Annotated in this window: 21 protein-coding genes; all 21 read right to left on the bottom strand. The window is 41.2% G+C overall.

Annotated elements, in window-relative coordinates; genetic code table 11:
- Window positions 1–91: 91 nt before the first annotated feature.
- The 21 genes from VSQ62_RS10965 to VSQ62_RS10865 all read right to left on the bottom strand — a co-directional run bounded on the left by VSQ62_RS10965 (window position 92) and on the right by VSQ62_RS10865 (window position 22,013).
- Window positions 92–1,282 carry a Coenzyme F420 hydrogenase/dehydrogenase, beta subunit C-terminal domain gene (locus VSQ62_RS10965; protein WP_334634949.1) on the bottom strand — a complete coding sequence of 397 codons (1,191 nt, stop codon included), beginning with the start codon at window positions 1,280–1,282 and terminating at the stop codon, window positions 92–94.
- Window positions 1,282–2,703 carry a lipopolysaccharide biosynthesis protein gene (locus tag VSQ62_RS10960; RefSeq protein WP_334634948.1) on the bottom strand — a complete coding sequence of 474 codons (1,422 nt, stop codon included), beginning with the start codon at window positions 2,701–2,703 and terminating at the stop codon, window positions 1,282–1,284. Before VSQ62_RS10960 ends, VSQ62_RS10965 begins: the two co-directional genes overlap by 1 nt.
- 14 nt (window positions 2,704–2,717) lie before the next feature.
- Window positions 2,718–3,806 carry a polysaccharide pyruvyl transferase family protein gene (locus VSQ62_RS10955; RefSeq protein ID WP_334634947.1) on the bottom strand — a complete coding sequence of 363 codons (1,089 nt, stop codon included), beginning with the start codon at window positions 3,804–3,806 and terminating at the stop codon, window positions 2,718–2,720.
- Complete coding sequence (locus tag VSQ62_RS10950) at window positions 3,803–5,245, bottom strand: O-antigen polysaccharide polymerase Wzy family protein (protein WP_334634946.1); 1,443 nt, start codon at window positions 5,243–5,245, stop codon at window positions 3,803–3,805. Before VSQ62_RS10950 ends, VSQ62_RS10955 begins: the two co-directional genes overlap by 4 nt.
- 12 nt (window positions 5,246–5,257) lie before the next feature.
- Entirely contained in the window at window positions 5,258–6,346 is a 1,089-nt protein-coding gene (locus tag VSQ62_RS10945) for a glycosyltransferase (protein ID WP_334634945.1), read from the bottom strand.
- Between the two features lie 39 nt (window positions 6,347–6,385).
- Window positions 6,386–7,399, bottom strand: coding sequence for a stealth family protein (locus VSQ62_RS10940; RefSeq protein WP_334634944.1), 1,014 nt, complete (start codon window positions 7,397–7,399; stop codon window positions 6,386–6,388).
- Between the two features lie 3 nt (window positions 7,400–7,402).
- Complete coding sequence (locus VSQ62_RS10935) at window positions 7,403–7,942, bottom strand: acyltransferase (protein ID WP_334634943.1); 540 nt, start codon at window positions 7,940–7,942, stop codon at window positions 7,403–7,405.
- A 48-nt stretch (window positions 7,943–7,990) separates the two neighbouring features.
- The gene (locus VSQ62_RS10930) at window positions 7,991–9,319 is read right to left on the bottom strand and encodes an adenylyltransferase/cytidyltransferase family protein (protein ID WP_334634942.1); all 1,329 of its coding nucleotides are present in this window, start codon (window positions 9,317–9,319) and stop codon (window positions 7,991–7,993) included.
- Window positions 9,320–9,364: 45 nt separating this feature from the next.
- Entirely contained in the window at window positions 9,365–10,438 is a 1,074-nt protein-coding gene (locus VSQ62_RS10925; RefSeq protein WP_334634941.1) for a pyridoxal-phosphate-dependent aminotransferase family protein, read from the bottom strand.
- Window positions 10,439–10,459: 21 nt separating this feature from the next.
- Window positions 10,460–11,653, bottom strand: a complete 1,194-nt coding sequence (locus VSQ62_RS10920; RefSeq protein ID WP_334634940.1) for a CDP-glycerol glycerophosphotransferase family protein — start codon at window positions 11,651–11,653, stop codon at window positions 10,460–10,462.
- A gap of 1 nt (window position 11,654) precedes the next feature.
- Window positions 11,655–12,485, bottom strand: coding sequence for an NAD-dependent epimerase/dehydratase family protein (locus VSQ62_RS10915; protein WP_334634939.1), 831 nt, complete (start codon window positions 12,483–12,485; stop codon window positions 11,655–11,657).
- A 43-nt stretch (window positions 12,486–12,528) separates the two neighbouring features.
- Window positions 12,529–13,158: a sugar transferase gene (locus tag VSQ62_RS10910; protein ID WP_334634938.1), complete on the bottom strand. Its 630-nt coding sequence runs from the start codon at window positions 13,156–13,158 to the stop codon at window positions 12,529–12,531.
- Between the two features lie 62 nt (window positions 13,159–13,220).
- A complete protein-coding gene (locus tag VSQ62_RS10905; protein ID WP_334634937.1) occupies window positions 13,221–14,036 on the bottom strand; it encodes a hypothetical protein in 816 nt (271 codons plus the stop codon).
- Window positions 14,037–14,100: 64 nt separating this feature from the next.
- On the bottom strand, window positions 14,101–14,616 hold the full coding sequence (gene loaP, locus VSQ62_RS10900; RefSeq protein WP_334637631.1) for an antiterminator LoaP: 516 nt from the start codon (window positions 14,614–14,616) through the stop codon (window positions 14,101–14,103).
- A 591-nt stretch (window positions 14,617–15,207) separates the two neighbouring features.
- On the bottom strand, window positions 15,208–15,714 hold the full coding sequence (gene loaP, locus VSQ62_RS10895) for an antiterminator LoaP (protein ID WP_334634936.1): 507 nt from the start codon (window positions 15,712–15,714) through the stop codon (window positions 15,208–15,210).
- Window positions 15,715–15,959: 245 nt separating this feature from the next.
- Window positions 15,960–17,477 (bottom strand): sensor histidine kinase, encoded by a 1,518-nt coding sequence (locus VSQ62_RS10890; protein WP_334634934.1) that lies wholly within the window; start codon window positions 17,475–17,477, stop codon window positions 15,960–15,962.
- A complete protein-coding gene (locus VSQ62_RS10885) occupies window positions 17,450–18,109 on the bottom strand; it encodes a response regulator transcription factor (protein ID WP_334634932.1) in 660 nt (219 codons plus the stop codon). The genes VSQ62_RS10890 and VSQ62_RS10885 overlap by 28 nt, the downstream gene beginning before the upstream one ends.
- A 29-nt stretch (window positions 18,110–18,138) precedes the next feature.
- On the bottom strand, window positions 18,139–18,915 hold the full coding sequence (locus VSQ62_RS10880; RefSeq protein ID WP_334634931.1) for a lantibiotic immunity ABC transporter MutG family permease subunit: 777 nt from the start codon (window positions 18,913–18,915) through the stop codon (window positions 18,139–18,141).
- A complete protein-coding gene (locus VSQ62_RS10875; protein WP_334634930.1) occupies window positions 18,912–19,676 on the bottom strand; it encodes a lantibiotic immunity ABC transporter MutE/EpiE family permease subunit in 765 nt (254 codons plus the stop codon). The genes VSQ62_RS10880 and VSQ62_RS10875 overlap by 4 nt, the downstream gene beginning before the upstream one ends.
- Window positions 19,677–20,408 (bottom strand): lantibiotic protection ABC transporter ATP-binding protein, encoded by a 732-nt coding sequence (locus VSQ62_RS10870; RefSeq protein ID WP_334634928.1) that lies wholly within the window; start codon window positions 20,406–20,408, stop codon window positions 19,677–19,679. It lies immediately after the preceding gene.
- 201 nt (window positions 20,409–20,609) lie between these two features.
- Window positions 20,610–22,013: a GntP family permease gene (locus VSQ62_RS10865; protein ID WP_334634927.1), complete on the bottom strand. Its 1,404-nt coding sequence runs from the start codon at window positions 22,011–22,013 to the stop codon at window positions 20,610–20,612.
- Between the last annotated feature and the right edge of the window lie 194 nt (window positions 22,014–22,207).

Below are 22,207 nucleotides of genomic sequence, written 5' to 3'. Positions count from 1 at the left end.
ACACTAGCATTTCATAATGATCTCCCGTTCAGATATAAACAAATATCATTATAAATTTCCTCATCCTGTACTCCATATATAGTTAAATTAATTATTCTTCTATAGTTATACGATATATACAAGAATCAATTACCCCCCCCCCATTAATTTTCAAGAGTCCTGTTTTAAACAGAAAATCCTTTACATCAAGTCTAAAACAAGCCCTCGGAAAACTTTTTTTGACGGCATTATTAAAGCTAATATTTTTCTCAATTGCCCTAAAAAAATTATCTCTATTTTTCGGAATAGGATATGGTTCTCTAAGCTGATGATTTGCATCCATTGCTTTATCAAGATTTACATCAAATAATTTTAATGGACTCCTCTCCACCAAATTTATTCCTTTCTCTGTCTGACACAGAGCAAGCGAAACTCCTTTATCCATTTCTTCTTCCCCTATCTCACTTCCCCATGAATCACCGATAGTTATATCTGAAACTCTGTCAATTCTCGCATAAGGACAGTAATAACAGTTTTCTGTATAAATAAGGCCATACAAAAAAGCAATAGAATATCTATCCCGTATGCCTGGTTGTGTAAACGAAATCTCCTTCCTCTCTGTATTCTTTGACACGTTTTCTCCTGTCAATCTGAAGCTACCTTTTTGTCTGAAATGTATACTTTTTATAGTTTCGAGACTAATTTCATACTGTTGCAAAAACAGCTCCAACAGCTTTGGAGATGGAGACCCATGACAAATCAGATCAACCGTAATCAAATTCCCATAATCCCTTCCAAGATATTTTTTCATAGCCGCAACATGGCACGGTAAACCAATAAACAGAACAAACAGCCCTTGTACAAGTAGCTTTTTTACAGACTTGAATATTCCTATTGGATTGCTCTTTACATATTTTGATTCACGAAAAAGCGTCAACTCATCTACATCTTTTGCAATTGAATATCGAAATTCACCTTTTTCAAATCTACACGCTGCAACATACCCTCCTTCATTAATAACTTGCTTAGCCAAACCATATGCAAATGCTCCAGAAGAACTCTTTTGACGTTCTGCTGGAGCATTATTCCATCCTTGAAACCATTTAATCGATTCTTTTAAAGGCAATGGCTTGACAATCTGACATACTTTTTCACACATGCCGCAGGCAATACACTTTGTTTCATCAATTATGGCATTTTCATGTTTCAAACTATCTTTAATCACAATTGCACTCTTTGGACAAATATCTACACAGGCCATACACGCTGTACACATATTTGTGTTACATACTGTTTTTGCCATCAAATACGCTTCCTTTTTATCTTTAAAAATATTCTCTTCACCATTTCATAACACTCATTTACAAATTCGCGGTTTATTACCAGAATCATAATAAATTCTATACAGAATACAATATATCCCCAATGGTAGGTAATTGCCATACTTATAGCGGTTACAACCAGAACAGCATAACCAACAACATACTCTAACTTAAATACATGGATCACCATATACCTTCTAGTATCTCGTGAACGATAAAGAAATACAGCAATGTAACTGATGCAAGTAGCAAATGCGGCACCATGTATTCCCATAATTGGAATAAGTATCCAATTCAAGACAATATTTAGAACTGCTCCAACTGTTCCTGAAATTAGGAATCCCTTACTGTCTTTCTGTACTGTATATGTTGTTGACAGAAAAGTTCCCATTGTCAGAAAAAAATATCCGACTAACAAGTAAGGAGTATATTTCCAAGCATCATAATAAGCTGGCTGCCTGACATATATTTTTAAAAATGGTTTCATTATTCCCATCAGAAAAACAGTGATTATAAGCTGAAATCTGACAAGTTTATCAAACATATTGTTGTTAAAAGTTTCTCTATCTTCACTTTTGTTCTCATGAATCGCAGAATAAGACCAAGCTTGATTAAATACTGTAGACAACGCAGATAAAATAGAAGGAATCTTATAAGAAATGGCATATATTCCATTTGAATCCATTCCAATCATTGATGAAACCATAATATGATCAGAAGAATTCATAATCCACCACATCAAGGAATTAGGTACTAAAACAATAGCATAACTAACCATTTTTTTCATTAGTTTTTTATCAATATAGAAACTCTGTACTACAACTTTCACGTCACCGGCAATGAAGCAATACAAAAATGCTATAAAATTTGACAAAATATATGCATAGAAATATCCATTAATTCCAATCTTAAACACCAGAAGGAACAATATGTTCAGCACGGCAATGACAAATGTATTCAGTATGTTCCCAATTGCATAATGGAGTAATTTTTCCTGCCCACGGAGATTACATGAAAAAATGATATAAAGTCCTTGCGATATACAATAAAAGTATATAAGAAATTTGCTAATACTAATCTGTTGAAAATATTCAACAACAAAGAACACACTAAACCCAATCACAAAAGAAAATACGGCAAAAAGCACACCTATACTCATAACGTCATTCTTGTTTACGTCATTATCCAATGCAAAACGCATAACGGCTTCACCAATATTAATTGTAATAATTGGAACGAGAATAGCTCCTATCGTTGTGATCAAATCTACTGTTCCATACTCCGATGTTGTAAATGCTTTCGTATAAAGAGGTACCAGAAGAAATATAATTAATTTTGTGCCAATTGTATTGAGTGCAAAAAGCGCAGTATTTTTTGCAAGATATTTTTTTCTTTGCGACATCCATTATCCCTCTCTCATAACAGACTCTTTCTCAAGTATTTTAACGTGTGTTCCTTTTCCTTTGCAATCACTGCATTGGTATCAGTATAATTTACTAATTTTTCATACATATTTTGAAGTTCAGAAAAAGAATCAATAATTCTGTCTTCCTTATTCAATCTATGAAGTAAATCCATTAATTTTTGCTTGTTGTTCTCCCGAATAAGTGTTGCAAAAGGCTTGTTATACTTAATAGAAAATACACTTCCGTGGAATGTATCCGTAATAATAAAATCAGATGCTTTTATATAAGCCAGTAATTCTAAAGGTGCTGCTTCTACCTGATTACTTACCCAATTTTGAGCACTCCCGATAGATATTAATGTTTTATTGTTGCACTTACAAAAATCCAAGATAGCTTTTCTATCCTCTTCCGTATATTCTCTGGATACATAAGTGTACAGAATGACATAATCTTGATAAGGAATATCAATTTTCGGTATGCTAAAATCCGACACTAAAACAGGATCGAGATTCAACTCCGTAATTTGGCCTGTGAGAGATTCAACGATTTTCCTGGAATTCTCATCACGCACAGAAATACATGCAAATGATTTTAAATATTCAGCAAGCTTATCGCCCATTCCATATTTTTTTATTCCTTCCATATCAGTATATCCAAAGGATGCTGCATAGCTGATAACTTTTTTTGCATTGATTCTCTGACCAAAAAGCATCGGTGAAAATCCGACATTAAAGCCAGCTTGCAAACAATTAAATACTTCATCGCTTCCAATGACAGCGATATCAACAACTATATCTCGCCTTTTTCTGTATCCAATATTAAGCTGCTTCAGATAAACTAATCGGTATTTATAGTCAAACAGCTTTTTTCCAATAATATTATATTTAATCCAATCATTCAGAAATTTAACTATGGGCGTATCCAACAAACGATACCTAAATCTTTTTTTTTCACTGAATGGAACTACCGGTTTCTCTTCTTTATAATCAATAAAAACCACCTCATGACCAAGTTTCACTAGAATATTTCTAAGACTATATGCCTGCAAAAACGAGCCATAGTTAGGCACCCTTTGCATGGAAAGAATTCCTATTTTCATTGTACACCACTCCCGCTGGAACTATCCAATGTATAATATGATCTGCTATGAAGCATTTGGGAAAAAAACCACACAATCAATATTGTTCCCCACGTTGTCAAATCCACTATATCCGTAATAAATCCATCCGCACTTCCACGAGGAGCAAGCAGCAGTGAATATAACATACTTAATATTATTGTCGTTCCCCAAATACCATGGCACTTAAAATTAAATAATTTACGGAATATAATCCCGTAAACAAAATTGACTGCTGCAACACCAAAGTATCCCAAATCATGAAAAGCTTCTGCAATATAGCATGAACCAAGGCCATGTCCAGCCAAGTAATAATTTCCCATGGTCACATATGACAAAGCATGCTGAAACGAAACGCCATTCAAGGCATGTTCAACAGTATTTCCGGCAAACTGTGTAAATCCTAACTGCCTGCTAATTACATTATTGGCAATTGCCTCAAATGTTGAACCAAATAAATAAAATTTACCGTCAGGTAATCTATCATGATACAATTGAGCTCGTTTAATCACATTAATACTAACGCCCTGATTATATAAAAAACTTGAAATAATCTTGTCAATTCTGATCGAATCCATCATGCTTCCAACTCTGATCTGACCGATAATATACAATGACATAACAAGCAATGGAGTAAAAATACATAGGAGAATCAGAGTCCTTTTTTTTACCCATATTTTTCCTCCATTATTTATCTTATTTCTGGCAATATAATATACAAATAATGTTAATAGCCCAGCAACAAATGGAAATCTCTTACCTGTCGCCAATGTAAGTAGTAAATATATTATATAAAATCTGCTCAGTTTATTAACCCTCTTCTTATCTGGCATAGTTGCCAAGAAAATCCAAAAACAGACAACACACATATCTCCGATTTTCTTTATCACATATGGTACACTCGATACAAATGATGTATAATATGTAATATAACCATGACGAAAAACAAAGAGAATAATATCTATCTCTGTGAAAATATTAAATGCAAATGTCAGATAAAATAGAATAGAACTTACCTTGCGTATCGTTATGTACTCTGATGAATTATAATTGTAATCTACCTTTTTATTAATCCTGAAAGTTCTTTTATCCGTAATGGCATACCCCAAAAACAGAAATACAAGACTCATTAAAACCATCCATTCTGCTTGACGATTCAATTCACTTGTGAAATCTGCTTCCACCTCATGTAATCCAAAAACTTCCAATGCCTCTCGCCCTACTAAAATCAAGAAAAATGATACCAAGAATGCAAACAAAGCACCTCTTTTTTCAAGATTTTCAAGAGTATATATAAGTCCATTGCTCCATAATATCATAACTAACACTATTATCATCGTATCTGGATAAAAAAAAGATATAACAAACATTATCAAATCAAATAATATAATGACAATCCATTTTTTTCTAGTTATAATCATGTCATTTCACCATCATTTCTCATTAATTATATCCACATATAACGAATAAAGTCTTTGTTTCATAGAAACTATATCAAAATCTCTAAATATGGTATAATCATCTATTTTTTCTCGACAACCTATGCTTTCTTGAATTGCATTTTTCCATTCCGATATAGGAGCATCAAGTGAGAGTCTGCTAACCGTATTAAGGATATCAACTTCACTAGTCACACTATTAGATACAATACAGGGCAAACCATTTGCCTGTGCTTCAATCAGTACAATTGGAAGCGCTTCATGAATAGAAGGAAGCAAAAAAACATCCATAGCTGATAGAAGATTATGTATATCATTTCTTTGTCCGGTAAACACAATAAAACGCTTTAATCCCATGGCATCTGCCATTTCAACTACTCGATTAAATAATTCTCCGCTCCCTACACACAACAATCGAAAAGTATCATCTATATTGACTAATATACGAAGAATTCTTAATATAAAAATATGATTTTTTTCACTAGAGAATCTTCCGATATGCCCTATAACTTTTTTATTCGCGAAACTATATTCATCACGTATACTATTTCTTGATTTCTCGTTATAGTAAAAACGCTCTAATTCTATCCCATTATGCACTATTTTACAAGGTTGATTTTTAAATAAGTACTTTCCTGCATTTACACTGCATGCAATATTTAAATCACTACATAATAAATAAATAGGTTTAAATAAAATTTGTTCTATTTTTCGAATATATTTAAGCATTTTATTATCAAAATCATATATCTGGGTCGAGTGACAATGTAACACCACTTTTACTCCGTACAGTTTTGCTATAATAATATCTAAAGGAAAACAGTAACGGGTCAAATTAACATGGTAGATGCTATATTCTCCTTCACTAAAAATATTCGTAAAACCTCTTATATATTGCCGAAACTGTTTAGATGGACGCTTAATATGAAAAACTTTTGCACCCAATGCTATATAATCTTCTTCACGTGCACTTCTTGATACAGAACAGGTAAAATCCATTTGCATATCATCCATTATTTTGCTATGAATAAGATTAAAAAAAAGACTTTCAACACCTCCAAAATCTTCACTTAAACTATTCACTAATATTCTCATACCTTTCGCACAATGATGCTCCTTTCTTCAAAGTTCAAAACAACTCTTTTCATCATAGTGAATATCAAAAGCCGTCTTAATAATTTTTGCTGCCTCTAAGTATGTTTCGTCTGTAATATGATCATTTATACAAATCATTGGATAAGACCTCTTCTTAATTATATCAGAATACTTCTCTGCATCATCTACGCTTCTAATTGCAATCAATTTCCCACATCTTATACCCCTGGGCATAAATTTTCCTGAAGCTATCTGCCAATTTTTCATTACCCACTGGTTTACATCCATTTTAAAATCCCGAAACTTTCGAGTACAAGTGGCATCCAATAACCTATATTCCTTATCCCACACTTCGTTATATGTTGATTTCATCATACTTGTTGGCAGATGTGATTCATAAAGACCGACAAACCTTTTCCATGGGATAAACATGAGATTCAGAAATACCAACGGAAAATAACGTATATTAAACCATTTCCATACATTTTTCCATATTACCTTCCTCTTAAAAAAATTCTCATTAATCACACCCGTTGTAGTCACCATTAAATTTGCAATACACTCCTTATTAGCAGGAGCAATCGGATTAATCACAGCACTATCGCAAGGAAGTCCCAATTTAAAGAAAAAATCAGCGGTTACTTTTTTCAGAAGGTATGTATCATCGTTAAAATAAACAAAATGTTCCGATAATCCTGGAATTCTGTGCAAATTCAATTCGATGGTATGCGAACTGAACGTCGGAAGATATTTCTCCGGAATATAATCTGTATGTTTAACAATTTTTAATTTTGGATGATTGATATTCAACCAATTCGGAATATGCCCCCATGTCACAAAATATATATATCGCACCCATGGTGCATTCTTTTCCACACATCTAAACCAATACGGCAGTAATCCCCAATCTTGATAGTCAAATACATGGACAGATGATGATTCTTCTTTCTCAAATTTAGCTTTTTTTACTCTCCATGCAGGATCAGATCCATCAACCCATGGCAACACAAAATCAATCGGATACGCCCTATCTTTAGACATTTACTAACACTCCCTGTGATTTTTTTCAAATACCTTCCAACAGTAATCCGGTGTATATCCCTCTTCCAACATGTTTTCTGATTCATGTAATCTTCTATGATATAGTTCATCAAAGGATCCTATCTCCTTAGCCGGCACTCCTCCTACCACACTTCCTGGCAGCACATCTTTCGTAACAACACTTCCAGCCGCAATAACGGCATTCGGCCCAATCCGAACGTCATGAAGGATTGTAGAATTTGCCCCAATAAATACATTATCCATAATCTCAATACATCCATACTTTTTCATGACCTGTTTCTGCAAATCAAGATTATTAAACACCTTTTGCATCACATCATGACAGATAAAAGTAACATCCGACGCAACCACCACATTATTATGGATATGAATATACTCCGCATTAAGCGGTACAATCCTCGGTTGGAAGAAGAAATTCTCTCCAACCTCAGCAAACAATTTTTTCTTAACTATATATTTTGTTCTGGCTATTGCACTTGGAATAACCGCTATCCTCAAACGAGTAAACAATGAAATATCCATCATAGTCCTCCAAAAAATAATGCCATTTATGATGTCATGACGTATATCTTAGATTTTTCTGACCTTTGTTCCCTTGTAGTATTCTTCCATAACACCAGCAATAGCCTTTGAAACTTTCTCGCTTACATAGAAGTCTCCATGTCCAGCTTCAATTGCTTTCGAGAAGGCAACAATCTCGTATCTGATCCCCTCTCCTTCCAGTTGATAGAAATACCTCCGGTTATTAGTCTGATTCTCAAACCGAACTTCAAAATAGTCAGTTTTCCACCACGGTGCAGGAACATAGATATACCCCTCAGTTCCTGTAATAATCAGTTCACCTTCTGACTTAGCACCTTTTGCCACTTTCACCGAAGCTGTCGCCTTGTCATATAAAAGGTCTATTTTCGTATATATATCATAATCTTTTGAATTTTTTAGCAATCGGCTTACTATCCTGATATCTTTATACTCACACCCAAGAATCAGGAATATTGGAAGCAGCCCTAAGGGTCCCCACTCTGTAATCGTATTCCAATTTCTCATAATATCTTTTTCAGAATAGTTCTGGATACTTCTCCTTCTCGTACAAGTAGCATCAATATCAAGTACTTCACCGATTTTTCCTGTCTTTGCAACAAGCACAAGTCTTTCAAATGCTGTCGTGTAAGCCGTCTTTGCAGCTTCCATCAAAACACACTGAGCCCGTTTCGCAAGCGAAAATAGTTCTTCACATTGGGTTCGCTCCAAAGCGATCGGGGTTTCACATAGTACATGCTTTCCCTTCTGCAACGCTCTTTTCACATGGCTGTAGTGATCACGCGGATGGGATACAACGTATACTGAATCAACCCTCTCAAGCAGCTTATCATAATCTGTTATCTGCTCCAATTCATCAATACGCGTATTAGAGCAAGTTGCATGGATACCATTAACATAGGCTATTTCTGCCGTGAACTTTTTTAGGCTAGTCAGATCGCTTTCAGAATCACCAATAAGCCCAATCGTCAATTTATTCTTTTCCGCCCTGATTTCTGTACTGGACACACCTTCCGTACGCGGGAGATAAACCACCTGACAATATTCTTTGAGATAATCGAACTTACCTTCCCAGTCGGACCCAACAGTGAAGATATCCACCCCATAACGCCGAATATCATCAATCTTCTGACCTTCATACTCTTCTGCAATGACCTCATCAGCAATACCTGTTGCTTTTACAGCCACAACACGCTCCATCAAATTCTGTTTATTGTTGATCTTTCCGCGAGTTTTATCATAGTCATCAGATGTTACACCAACAATGAGATAATCTCCCAACTCTTTTGCCCGTTCCAACAGTTTTATGTGTCCATAGTGAAGCAAATCGTATGTACCGTATGTTATAACTTTCTTCATAGTCATCTCCGTTTCTCAAAACCTATTACAACTAAATACAAGTTATTACAGCAGACCCTTATCCTTCAAATCCACCAGCGCACTTATCAATATTGTGTTATCCTCATGAGTTAACGCACCGATATGCCCAACCCGGAAAACCGTATTTTTTAGTTCTCCTCCGTTAGGGCAGACCCAGATACCGTATTCATCCTTTAGTCTCAAAAATATCTCATATGCATCACCATTGATTGGATGAACTGATGTCACTCCATTTGCAGGACTTTCGGAAATAAATTCAAACGGCAATTCCTTCGCCTTCTCCCTGAAATCATGTGCTTGGGCGGCAACCCTCTGAATCTCGGCATCAACGCCTCCCCGATCCTCAATTTCATGAAGCCTCGCATTGATCTGGAGTAACGTCGCTACAGCAGGAGTAAACGGTGTCTGCCCTCTGTTCATGTTCAGAAGCGCATTGTTCAAATCAAAATACATGGATTTCACTTCGATATTTTGAACCCGTTTTATAGCGACTTCATCCAATACAATAATAGACACGCCCGGAGGACACGCCAAAGCCTTCTGTGATCCTGTAATCATCACATTCACATCATATTCATCCATCTCAAATGGGTCTGCAAGGAAAGAGGAAATACAATCGCATACAAAAAATATGTCATTTCCCCGGCAAAATTTGCCGATCATTTTTGTATCATATAGAACACCTGTTGACGTTTCATCCACATTAACCAGAAGTCCTGTATATCCTTTTCCATCAAACTCATATAATTTCTCTTCCGTCAACTTTTGACCACTGTGAAGCTTTATTTCAGTATACGGTATTCCATGTATCTCACAAATCTGAGTAAATCTTACGCCAAAACTGCCTCCATTGATAACAATTACCCTATCCGCATTCGTAAAGCAATTCATAACAACTGCCTCCATAGAACCAGTGCCAGAACAAGTCATAAACAAAACCCTACTGTTGTCAGACGCTTTTGCAAACTTTCGAACAAGCCGTTCATTATCCATCATCTTCTCCGAAAATTCTTTCGTCCTAAAGTAGGGCACCTGCTCCGCTCCTATCGCTAACACTGTTTCACCAGACATAACTGGCCCAATTGTAAAATTCAACATTTCCATTTACCTCTTAGTTCTTTACTCATAATGAGTTCCAAAAACTGTATTAATACATGCAACCGTTGCATCACCACAGCCATACTCACAGTGACTTTCTTTGAACCTAACAGTCTTGGCTACATCGGCTTCATAATCAAGATTCTTCAAGTGCCTGATTACCTCGTTTTCTGTCCGCATAACACCATTTGGCATTTCTTCTTCGAGATCATAATAAAATCCACGGATTTTTTTATATTCATCATAGTCATATCCGAAGCAAATCATCGGTTTACCCATAATACAATAATCGAGATTAATACTGGAATAATCAGAAATAAGCACATCTGCAGCAATCAGTAAGTCATTTACCTCCGCATAGTCTGTGTAATCCAATACAAAATCATCAAACTGAACATTCATCAGCCGTGTTGTATAAGGATGTGTCCTAAGCATCACGACGTAATTATCTCCCAACTCTTTCTTCCATTTCCCCCAATCAATTGGCGGTGCAATTTGGTAAGAATCTCCTCCATCTTTACTATCACGCCATGTAGGCGCATAAAGGATATATTTCTTTTCTTCCAGAAGTCCAAGCTGTTGCCGAACTGCCTCCTGGACCTCTTTTGTAACATGGTATAAAACATCGTTTCGAGGAAGGCCTGTTCTCAGAAACGATGTTGGTTCCAATTCCAGATCCCGGCCAAAATTAATCTCATCATATTTGCCACAAACACAGAAATAATCAATATAGCCCCAATGAAAATCATTCCGTTTATTGACTCCATTTCCACACACATTAATTGCCGCTCCGTGCCAAGTGTTTAGATATATCTGATCTTTCTTTTTAAAATGCAATGCCCTCTCAATATTCACACAAGATATCCAGTATTTAGCCCGCATGGCTGTTTTGAAATATTCAATAGTATCCATTTTCACCTTGGTACATCCAGGGATATCCACTTTATCTAATTCATTCAATGCCCATACAACATGATATTTTTCCGTCAATCCCAATTCATACATTTTTTTATATATGGCTCTTGGACTATCATTATACTTATAGCTATGTCCATTCATCAGAACAAGCTTAGCATCTGTCTTAATCATTTTACTCCACACCTGAAAAACTGCACTCATTCCGTATCTGTAAAGATTCTGTACAAGCAAATTATGTTTTATGAAGTGTTCGAGTTTTAAATGGTTAGAACTTCCCGTTTTATCTTTATTAGTCACTTTACTCTCCCTCAGTTAATCTAATGGTCACGTTGAATTCGTATTTATCAACCGTATCCACAAGTTCATATGTCAAATCACCAAACACCTTTTTGATAATATTGACCGTAGCAATCTTTAATGCCCAGTTGAAAGCTTTTGTAAACCTTATCCGCACCCCATGTTCTTTTGCAACCAGTTCTACCATCTTAGCCGTATTCACATAAGCCTTATTCTGCGGAAAGAAAAGCCCCCGCCTCTCGAAATCAATACAGCATTTTACAAACTCACATAGATTCCCTATATAAATCATCGATCGTTGATTTCCATAATTTGGAAATATTGGAGATTTCAATGCAAATGTTTTCAAAATCTGATAATTTCCCCTACACCCTTTTCCATATACCAATGGAGGTCGAAGACAAGTAAATATGAAATTCTCATTTTCCATTTTTTTAATCTCTTCATCCGCCTGGAGTTTCGATTTCCCATAAGCTGTGCTAGGATTCGGTACCGTATCTTTTTTGATATGACCTACTGTCAATCCATACACAGACATAGATGACAACAGAATAAATTGCTTTACACCTGCCTTTTTTGCCGCCTTCGCTATAGCTACAACAAGGTCTCTGTTTACTTCAAAATAAAGTCTTCTGTTTTGGTTAGTCTCTTTGATATGGGCGATGCCAACTACACAGAAAACTACATCGTAAGATACAAAAAAATCCTGAGTTGGAACAACACTTCTCATACTGAGCACATCCGTTTTATATTTATCCGGGAACTGATCTAAATAAGCTTTAAAAGAACCACCTATATAACTGTTAGCCCCAGCTATGAGAACTTTTTTCACTACTATCTCCTTCTACACTATTACACACATAATTTGACAAAGTTCACTTCCTCTGTCTATACATCTCCCCTGTACCGCCTTCGACAATTCCTTCTCTCTTTGCCACAGAGAAAATCGTTCCTATAAAACAACGGCAGTCAAACTGAAATGCCTTTATACCTCCGGCTTTCAGCTTCTTCGTATATTCACCGTCAAGTTTTGCCTTGACAGGAATCTCAAGCTCGTCCCGGCCATTGATCTGTGCCCACCCGGTCAATCCCGGCTTCACATCATTAGCTCCATATTTCTCTCTCTCCGCTACCAAATCATCCTGATTCCACAGAGCAGGGCGCGGACCAATAATACTCATTTTCCCTATAAAGATATCCCAGATCTGCGGAAGTTCATCGAGAGAACTCTTCCGCAGAAACCGTCCTACCCCTGTTATGTACTGGTCAGGATTCTCGAGCATATGTGTCGGCATGTCGTGAGGCGTGGACATCTTCATACTTCTGAACTTATGAAGCCGGAAGAATGACTTATGGATACCTACACGCTTCTGCTCAAATAATACTGGTCCGGGATCGTCGATAAAAACAGCAATTGACAGAATAAGATAAAGCCAGGAAAGAAGAATTAATCCCAGCAAAGAAAATAATATGTCTATGAGCCTTTTTATGATTTTCTCATACATTGTAATTAATACCCTTTCATAATCTACTTTGCATCAATTTTGGGCAGTGTATTCTCTTAAAACTAACACACAATACTTCCCAACACTGTCACATCCCGACTAACCGCCAACTCCCTCTCCAGCCTGATCAGCCTCTCATAAGACTCCCCTCTCTTCTCAACAAACAAAACCCCTTCATAATACTCCAGCTTCTTAAGCGCCGCCGCATGAAACACAATCTGCCGATAAGGTGAAAACGTAACCTCCCCGATCTCTTCCGCCAACTGCTCACAGATCTCTATCACATCATCCCCCGATGCAGTTCCCGCCAGCATAACCCTCTTAATCTTCTCTTCTGGATTTCTATGGATCGCACTCTGAACGTTGACAGCGGTGATCTTAATCTGTTCTCTCCTCGGAATCCTGGCACAGGGCCCTTCTTCTAACCGGCGAATCCACCGGTCTAAAAATCCAAACAATCTCTTCTTTGTATCGCTTTTCCGGACGACTCCCAACAGCGGCATGCCGAACTTTTGTTGGAAGTTGCTTATATCCTGCAATTTCCCGCTCACCGCGTATCTCAAACAGAATATCATGCAGGCCAGGCACCCTCCGCCGATCATTCCGACAATTGCAAATGTAACTGCCGAAGAGGCCGGATCTTCAAACACGATCGGTTCGCTCTCGATCTCTGTCTCTCCCTCGGCTGGTTTTACCGCAGGCTGCTGTACTTTTTGTTCCCTTTTCACCTGATTCTCCGCAATTACTGCCTGATACTTATATACGCCCGCGGCCGCAGCAAGGAGCAACATGCACACGACGATCCAGCGCCATCTCTTCAAGCAATAAAACATCAAATCTACCAGACTGATTTCATTGACTTCCTGATATCCTTCCATCAATAAAAATCTCCTCTCATTAATCTCCCTCTCAGGCTTCTTAACATGAATCTACAGGTTTCCTTCACTCCATCTTCCCCACCATCTCAATCCCCAGATGTATCACCGTCTTCCGATTCATGAAGTCAACCTCTACCTTCGCGATTCGTCTGTGCAGATCGATCTTCCTGATACACCCTTCCATATTCTTCAAAGGTCCGGACAAGATCGTGATCACATCATCCTCCGATACCGACACCTGTGATAACTGCACTTCCATGCTGCGATCTGGTGAGTCCATGATCTGTTCAAGCCATTCCACCTCATGATCCGGAAGTGGAATAAACAGCTCACTATCCTTTCCCAACAGCTTTGTAAATGCCGGCACATGCCGAAGCTCCTGATATAAGTCTTTTATATGATCGCTCGTTATGAACACATATCCAGGAAGCAACTTTTCATGGACTTCTTTCCACTCTCCCCGAAATTTCTTCTTCACACGGCGCATTGGATGGAAACAGGAATCATACAACGTATTTTCTACTACGGTCCTGACCTGCTCTTCCACCCTATTTTCTGTTCCTGTAGTTACCTGTAGCACATAATGCAAAACAAATCCTCCATTCGACGAGATGGTATAGAACACACAATCTATGAGTTTGATTCCTAACCAAGTCAATAACCCCGCTGCAGCCGCCAAATGTGCATGCAAGCATACCCGCTTGGCTCGTTGTTCGCGGAAGTCAAACGCTGACTGCCAGATATAAAATGACAAAAGCCGCCGGGCAATGTCATTTCCTCGTAATATATGCTTCTGATCTGCCAAGATCATCAACACATATTATGGAGATATGACACTACCCGGCGGCTTCTGTGATCGCGTTACTATGTATCTTTCATTGCATTATAATAGCGAAGCACTCCCTGATATGTTCCGATCTAATTCAATCGGACCATATCAAAAGGTATGCTTCGCCATCCATGCCCGCAGTGATCTCCTGCTGCCACAGTAACTTGTCTTCCGTCTGCCCGACATACCGATATACTGTGCTCATACAGCATCCCGGATATGTCTGCAGATATTCTCAGACGTCGGATATGTCATACCCCCGGAAATCCAAGTGCCCCAGCTGCAAGGATATCCAGAAAGTAATCCTGATTTTTCTTACTATTTTTCGGTATAAAACTATGCTTAAGACTTCGACACGATCTCTAACCCTACCCGTACCTTCTGCCTCTCCCCGAACATTGGCATCTCTAAAAATGCTCGACGTTTATGGCGATCGATCCTACTTATATATCGTTCTTTCCCTACCAACGGACCAGAATATACTCTGATCCTGGATTGTTCGATCACACCTTCTGACATCTCTACAGTCTGTTCTTTTCCGCCGAATACGGTCAGGAAATCTACTTCATCTTCCGTCAGCGCGGCCACTTCGCCGCCTGCTTCCAGAAGCTTCGCAAATCCTTTGATACGGATCAGCTCATCGCTCAACCGGTCTGCCTGCTCCGTAACCATGAACACATATCCCGGAAACAGGATATTCTCCCTGATCACCCATTCCCCCTGAATATGCTTCTTTTCCTGATAATAGAATACATAACAGCCTTTCAGCAGGTCAGAAGAGAGCTTCTTTTGGCACTGCAGCCGCACGCTTTCTTCCGAACCTACCCGTACCCGCATCACACACCACATATCTGCTTTCCTCATTTCCCAAACTGTAAGATCGGTCATTTGAATCTGAGAACTAATATTTCATTCTCATACTATAAAATACCCCCCCCCGTAGTATTTTGTCAAGTCATTTTGAAAAATATCTCTGACAAATGCATCCATTTCCCCCATAATGCAACAAAAAAACAGCCCTGGCAGATCCAGAACTGTTAAAAAATTATACATACTGACTCCTTCGGTCTTAAAGAGCGCACTTCCAGCAATCTTCAAGAGCGCACTTCCAGCAACATTGTCACCCTGGCCCCCGTCGCTTCTCCATTCTCAATCACCAGCTTCCCTCCCTGCCTCTTAACAAACTTCTCAGCAGTATGAAGCCCTATTCCATAGTGCGTCTTACTGTTCCTGCTTCGGTCTCCCTGATAGAACTGCTCCGTTGCATGCATCAAATCCTGCCTGGAGAATCCCGGCCCCTCGTCTGCGGCCGCCGCCGCCAGATATTCCTTTCCCTCATCCTTACGCATCTTAAGAGAGATCTGTATTCTCCCATTCTCAGGGCCATAATCCATTGCATTTCCCAGAATATTACTCCACGCCCTTAGAATCTGCGTCTCATTGCACCGAATCTTCCCATGCAGATCATTTCTTTGGAAAGCGGCAGGACACTGTCTTGCAGATGACAGAAGCCTTGCCTGCTCTATTAACTTATCAGCGAATTCCATACAGGACACCATGTCCGCAGCAATACCGGCAATCTCTTTCTCTCTGTCATCATCTCTTCTGATATCTTTCTCTCTGTCATCATCTTCTCCAGCATTGTCCCTTCTGATATCATTTTCTCCGGCATCTCCTTCCTCACCAGAAGCCCTCTCCCTGTCCGCCATCAGCAGTTCATTCAAGCTTTGCAGATAATTCTCCATCACGGCCGCGCTCGACAGGATATCCCGGTTGTATTCCTGTTCATCTTCCGCAAGCTCCCCTTCCGCCAGAAGCTCCGCGTTCCCCCGGATCACCGTAAGCGGCGTCTTGATATCGTGGGCCAGCGCCGCGATCTGCTCATCCCTGCTCTTTTCCACATCCCACTGCCTGTACAGGGATTCCTTCAGCGCCTTCTTCATCTGATAAAGGGAACTTAAGATCTCATTCACTTCCCTTAATCCCGAATGTTCTTCTGCAAATTCAAGATCCTGATTCCTGATCTTCTCCGCCACCTCGAGCAAGATCCTTAGTCTTGCGCGCATATATTTTCCAAAATACCGCGACACCAGAACCGTATGCAGGAGAAACATCGCCGCGAATGAGACGACCATTAGCAGATCCGGCCGCGGCAGTAATTTGTCCAGATATTCATTCCGAAATCTTGTCTCAATCTTATATTTTACAATACATATCTCCCCTGCATCGCGCACGAAGAACCGATAGTATCCCTTCCCTTGCGCATAGATATCATTCTCCTCATAGCTGGCCCATGCCTGCCCGCTCTCTTCGGAAGAAAATGTCCCGTACAGCCAGTCTCCGGTACGCTCATAAACCCCGTACATGCACTCCGCCGGTATCTGTTCATCCGTGACTTTGGAGACGCTTTGAATCTCATCGGCAGATGCATTTAACTGCGCTTCCATATGGTTCGCCGGAAGAACTTCTCCCGCCGCATCGAGCACAAAATATATCATGACTGCGGCAAACAGCCAGAACAATGCGCCAACAGTATATATGATGACGAAACGAAGAAAAACAACCGTGATCGTTATATTATTTTTCATCTCCACCGATACCCAATCCCCCATACTGTCTCGATCGGCTCTAATCCTGCCCTCTGGCATTTCGCCCGGATATTCTTGATATGCTCCGTGATCACAGAATTATCGCTCTCTTTATCGTACCCGAATACATGTTCATAGATCCTGTCCTTTGAAAATACCTGTCCATGGTTCAGCGCAAGATACTCGCAGATCGCATACTCGCTCTTGGTAAATGTAATCTCGTTCCCCTCATAGCTTACTCTCTTCTCCTTAAGGTAGAACTGCACTCCGTTCACCGAGACCGCCTGCTTCTTCTCTCTCGTCTCCCTCCGCAGATGTGCGGCGACCCGCGCGCGGAGCTCGCCGATGCCGAAGGGCTTGGTGATATAGTCGTCCCCGCCGATTCCAAGCCCCCTCATAATATCCTTCTCCTCAGTCTTCGCCGTCAGGAAGAGGATCGGACAGTCTGCCAGATCCCTGATCTCCTCACACAGGGTAAATCCATCCATTCCCGGCATCATCACATCCAGAAGGATCAGCTTATAGTCCTGTAATCTCATCTTCTTGATCCTAAGCGGATCGCTTACCGCATCCACCTCATACCCTTCTTTTTCCAGAGCGTTCCTGATAAGCTTAAGGATCCGCTCTTCATCATCTACCGCTAATATTTTAATCATAACCGCTCATTCCCCGACCGCACCCGTCATTAATCCCGGCACTGCCTTCCCTCATAAAAATGAAACCACAGGAAAAATACAGACCACAGCGCTGCCGTGACGCCTGCCCCGATTCCCAGAATCTTCAGCACATCTCCTGCCGCCGCCGTTTTATTTCCTATCCAGTATTGTATCAGATATTCCGTCCATCTGCTACCCCACGAACAGGGAAAAAACTGCCACCGCCCCTCGCCAAGCCCGGTCAGGAACAGCGCCGCGACCACTAACTCAGCCGTTCCCGCACACAGGGAAATATTTTTTGAAAACGCAAAATTCAAGAACAGGTGTATCAGATACAGATTCACGCTGCAAAGCCACATTACCGCAGCAAGGATCAAGTATTCCCTCATAAGAAGCACCGTGTTCCCCTCCGTTATCCGATATCCCGCTGCGAATCCAACAACAGCCAGAAGGATGGAGAGAAGCCCCATGCCTGACAGCACGATCCATTTAGCAAGCAGCGGATTCATTTTACAGACCGATACTCCAAGAAATGTCTGATAATGTCCGCTCTCTTCAAACTCTGCCGATATGGAGCAGATCACACTGACGACCAGAGGAAGTATGACCGTCAGCGCCTCCATATATCCCAATATCTTTCCTTCATCATTCCATGCCGCAAAACTATAATATGCAAGGAATACAGCGATCCCAAGAAGCGGAACCATTACATGAAGCCATGGAAGCAGGGTGCGGCGCATCTTCCACATCTCTCCTTTGACATTTCCCCAAATTTCCTTCCCTCCATCCAAATGTCTTGCCATCATAGCTGCACCTGCCTTTCAAACTGCTTCCGCCCAACGATCCAGAATACCGCAAACCACACCAGTGAAACCAGAATCCCCACCGGCACTCCCTTCCAGTCCATCAACTCCGGGGTAAATGACACGCTTCCCGGCTTTGCGATCAGCCCGTTCGGAAGTATTTTCAGAATAATACACATCAGCCGCGTCGCGATTCCTCCCGGGAGCAGCATAAAATACGGTTTCAATGACATTGTTACGGAGATCAGAAATATACTCCCCACATGGAGCAATATCATCGGAAATCTGCCGATCACCTGCATAAGCAGCATGCAGAAAGGGATCTGCCACAGAGAAGTCATGAATAATACAACCACTGCAAATACCTGCTCTCCCACTGCCGGATCGATGTGAAATACGATCTGCCATACCTGCTTAAGTATCGTGCTTATCATCAGTGTAACGCTTAAGAGCACCGCCAGGGAGATCCCCATGCAGCGGATCCCATATAACACCTTTCCGTCCCAGACCGCCCCCATATCTGCCGGAAGCGTCAGGATCGTCTGATTCTTCATCTTCTTATCACTGTTTCCCACCGTACCGCAGACGATGGCGTTCATCCCCGGAAATAATACAATATACCACCAATTATAAGCATCAATCGTAAAATAGCTGCTCGTAAGGCATGCCGCCAGACACACTACGATCATCGGCATCAGCAATATCAGCTTTTCCGCAGAAGTGTGACGGTTCTTTAATCTTTCGGCCGGATAATATTTCCCCATCTATCCCACCTCCTTAAGCTGACGCCCTTTGTCCGATACGGCATACTTCGCTGCAACCTGCATAAACAATTCTTCCAGATGACCGATTTCCGGCATCCCGCCCTGATAGCCGAGCGCTCCGTTTGCGATGATTCCGATATGGTCTGCCGTCTGGGCGATCTCGCTTAAGATATGACTTGATACGATCACCGTGATCCCCTCTTCTGGGAATCTTCGTATCATCTGCCGAAGCTCCTGGATTCCGATCGGGTCAAGTCCGTTGACCGGCTCGTCAAGAACCAACAGCTTAGGCCTGTTGAGCAGTGCGATCGCGATTCCAAGCCTCTGCTTCATTCCCAGTGAAAATGCACCTGCCCTTTTCTTCCCTGTATCTGTCAGATCCACCAACTCCAATACTTCCCGGATCCTTTCATCCGGTATATGAAGCATCAGCGCGCGGACTTTCAGATTCTCCCAGGCCGTCAGGTTCTCGTATACGGGCGGCGTCTCGATCAGAGCTCCGATATCCGCAAGGTCCTTCCTGCTCCACGGATGACCGTCAAAGAGAATTTCCCCGTCTGTGGGACGCAGGATTCCCGTCAGCATCTTAAGCAATGTGGACTTGCCCGCTCCGTTCGGACCCAGAAGTCCGTACACGCAGCACTTAGGTACTGCAAGCGAAATATGATCGACGGCATAGTGACCGCGGAATGATTTTGCCAGACATTTTGTTTCTAAGATGTTTTGATTCATGATTTCCTCCTTATTCCATGCTTGTAATGTTCTGCCTGTAATGTTCTGCCTGATCAGATATCTCTTACCTGCCGCTGAACTACAAGATAAGAATAAGGCAGAATTATAAGGAAAGTATAAGGAAATCCTCTCTTTTATCAAAAAAGCCGCCGGATCACTCCGGCAGCCCATGCATACATATACACGTATATTTACATAAAGTTACATAAAGATATTCAGCACGATCACTTCCACAACCCCGACTGCCCACGCAACCGTAGATGTGACGGACCAGATCGTCAACTGGTCTTTTGCTTCTCTGACGCCAAGCGTCCTGTTTACAACCCAGAAATAACTGTCGTTGAAGTATCCGAAGAACAGTGAACCCACACAGCATGCAACTGCTCCAAGCAGCGGGCTTGCACCTGCCGCCACCACGATCGGCGCAGAGATACTGGCCGCTGTGGTCATGGCAACCGTACCGGAACCCTGGATGAATCTCATCGCTGTTGAGATGAGCAGCGGCAGGATGATGATCGGGATCGCCGTCTTCGCAAGCCCTTCTGCCATGAATGTTCCAAGACCGGAATCCTTGATGATCTGTCCGAGAGCGCCGCCTCCGCCTGTTACCAGCATAATGATACCGGCAGACATCATACCCTTCTCCATCTCTGAGATACAGGTCTGTCTGTCAAGGTTTCTTCCCAGTGTAAAGATCGCCACCAGAAGTCCCAGTCCTACCGCTACGATCGGCTGTCCAAGGAATATCAGCACTTCCATGAATCCCGCCGTCTTGCCGAGCGCCGACGCGATCGTATTGATCAGGATCAGAATGATCGGCACGATCAGAGGCATGAATGACTCTAACGTTCCAGGCATTCCTGTAAGATCCATAGAGAACGCATTCTCATAATCCGGCTCCTGGTAAGGCGCTTCAATAATCTCTCCGCTCTCATCTACGATACGGTAATATTTCTTCGCAAGGACTATTCTCGCGTAGGCGATACACGCGATCGCCATTGGAAGCGCAAGCGCGATGGTCAGAAGGATGAACTTACCTACGTCAACTCCGAAGATACCGCATACACCCAGAGGACCCGGTGTCGGCGGAACCAGGGAGTGCGTGATTACAAGCCCGGCCGCCAGGGATACGCCAAGCGCGATGACAGACTTCTTCGTCGCCTTGGATATAGCCTTGGCGATCGGAGCCAATACCACGAATCCTGAATCACAGAAGATCGGGATGGATACAAGGAACCCGGTCAGCGCCAGGGCTTCCTCCTCCCGTTTCTTCCCGAACAGCTTAAGGAATGTATGCGCCATCCTCTTCGCCGCTCCCGTCACCTCGAATATCTGCCCCATCATAACGCCGAAACCGATGATAATACCGATACTTCCAAGCGTACCGCCGAATCCCGACGTAATCGAGTTCACGATACCGAACGTCTTGCCATCCTCAAGCGTAATATTTACCAGAGGCATCCCGCCTACAACACCTACAATGACTGTACAGATAATTAGCGCCAGAAACGCCTGCACCTTTGTCTTCAACACCAAGAATATCAGAACGGCAATACCGATTGCCAGACCAATTAACATTCTCTGCCCGCTCAGTCCATTTACCATACTAGACCTCCTCTTCCTTTTCTAATTTCCACTATGCTTCTATGGTTAAATATGTTAAAATGTTGTCAGGCATACGCCAATATGCCTGGTATACCGGCGGCACAGCCGCCGTACATTTCAAAGTGCTGGCACGTTGATAATCAGGGTTAACGTGTCAGCGTACCAGTGTCTCATTCACGCCGGACAAGACACCT

The organism is Sporofaciens sp. JLR.KK001, assembly GCF_036941055.1.
In the GTDB taxonomy this organism is placed as follows: Bacteria; Bacillota; Clostridia; order Lachnospirales; family Lachnospiraceae; genus Sporofaciens.
Note: the sequence above shows the minus strand (reverse complement) of the source record. Positions and strands in the feature narration are given on the sequence as shown.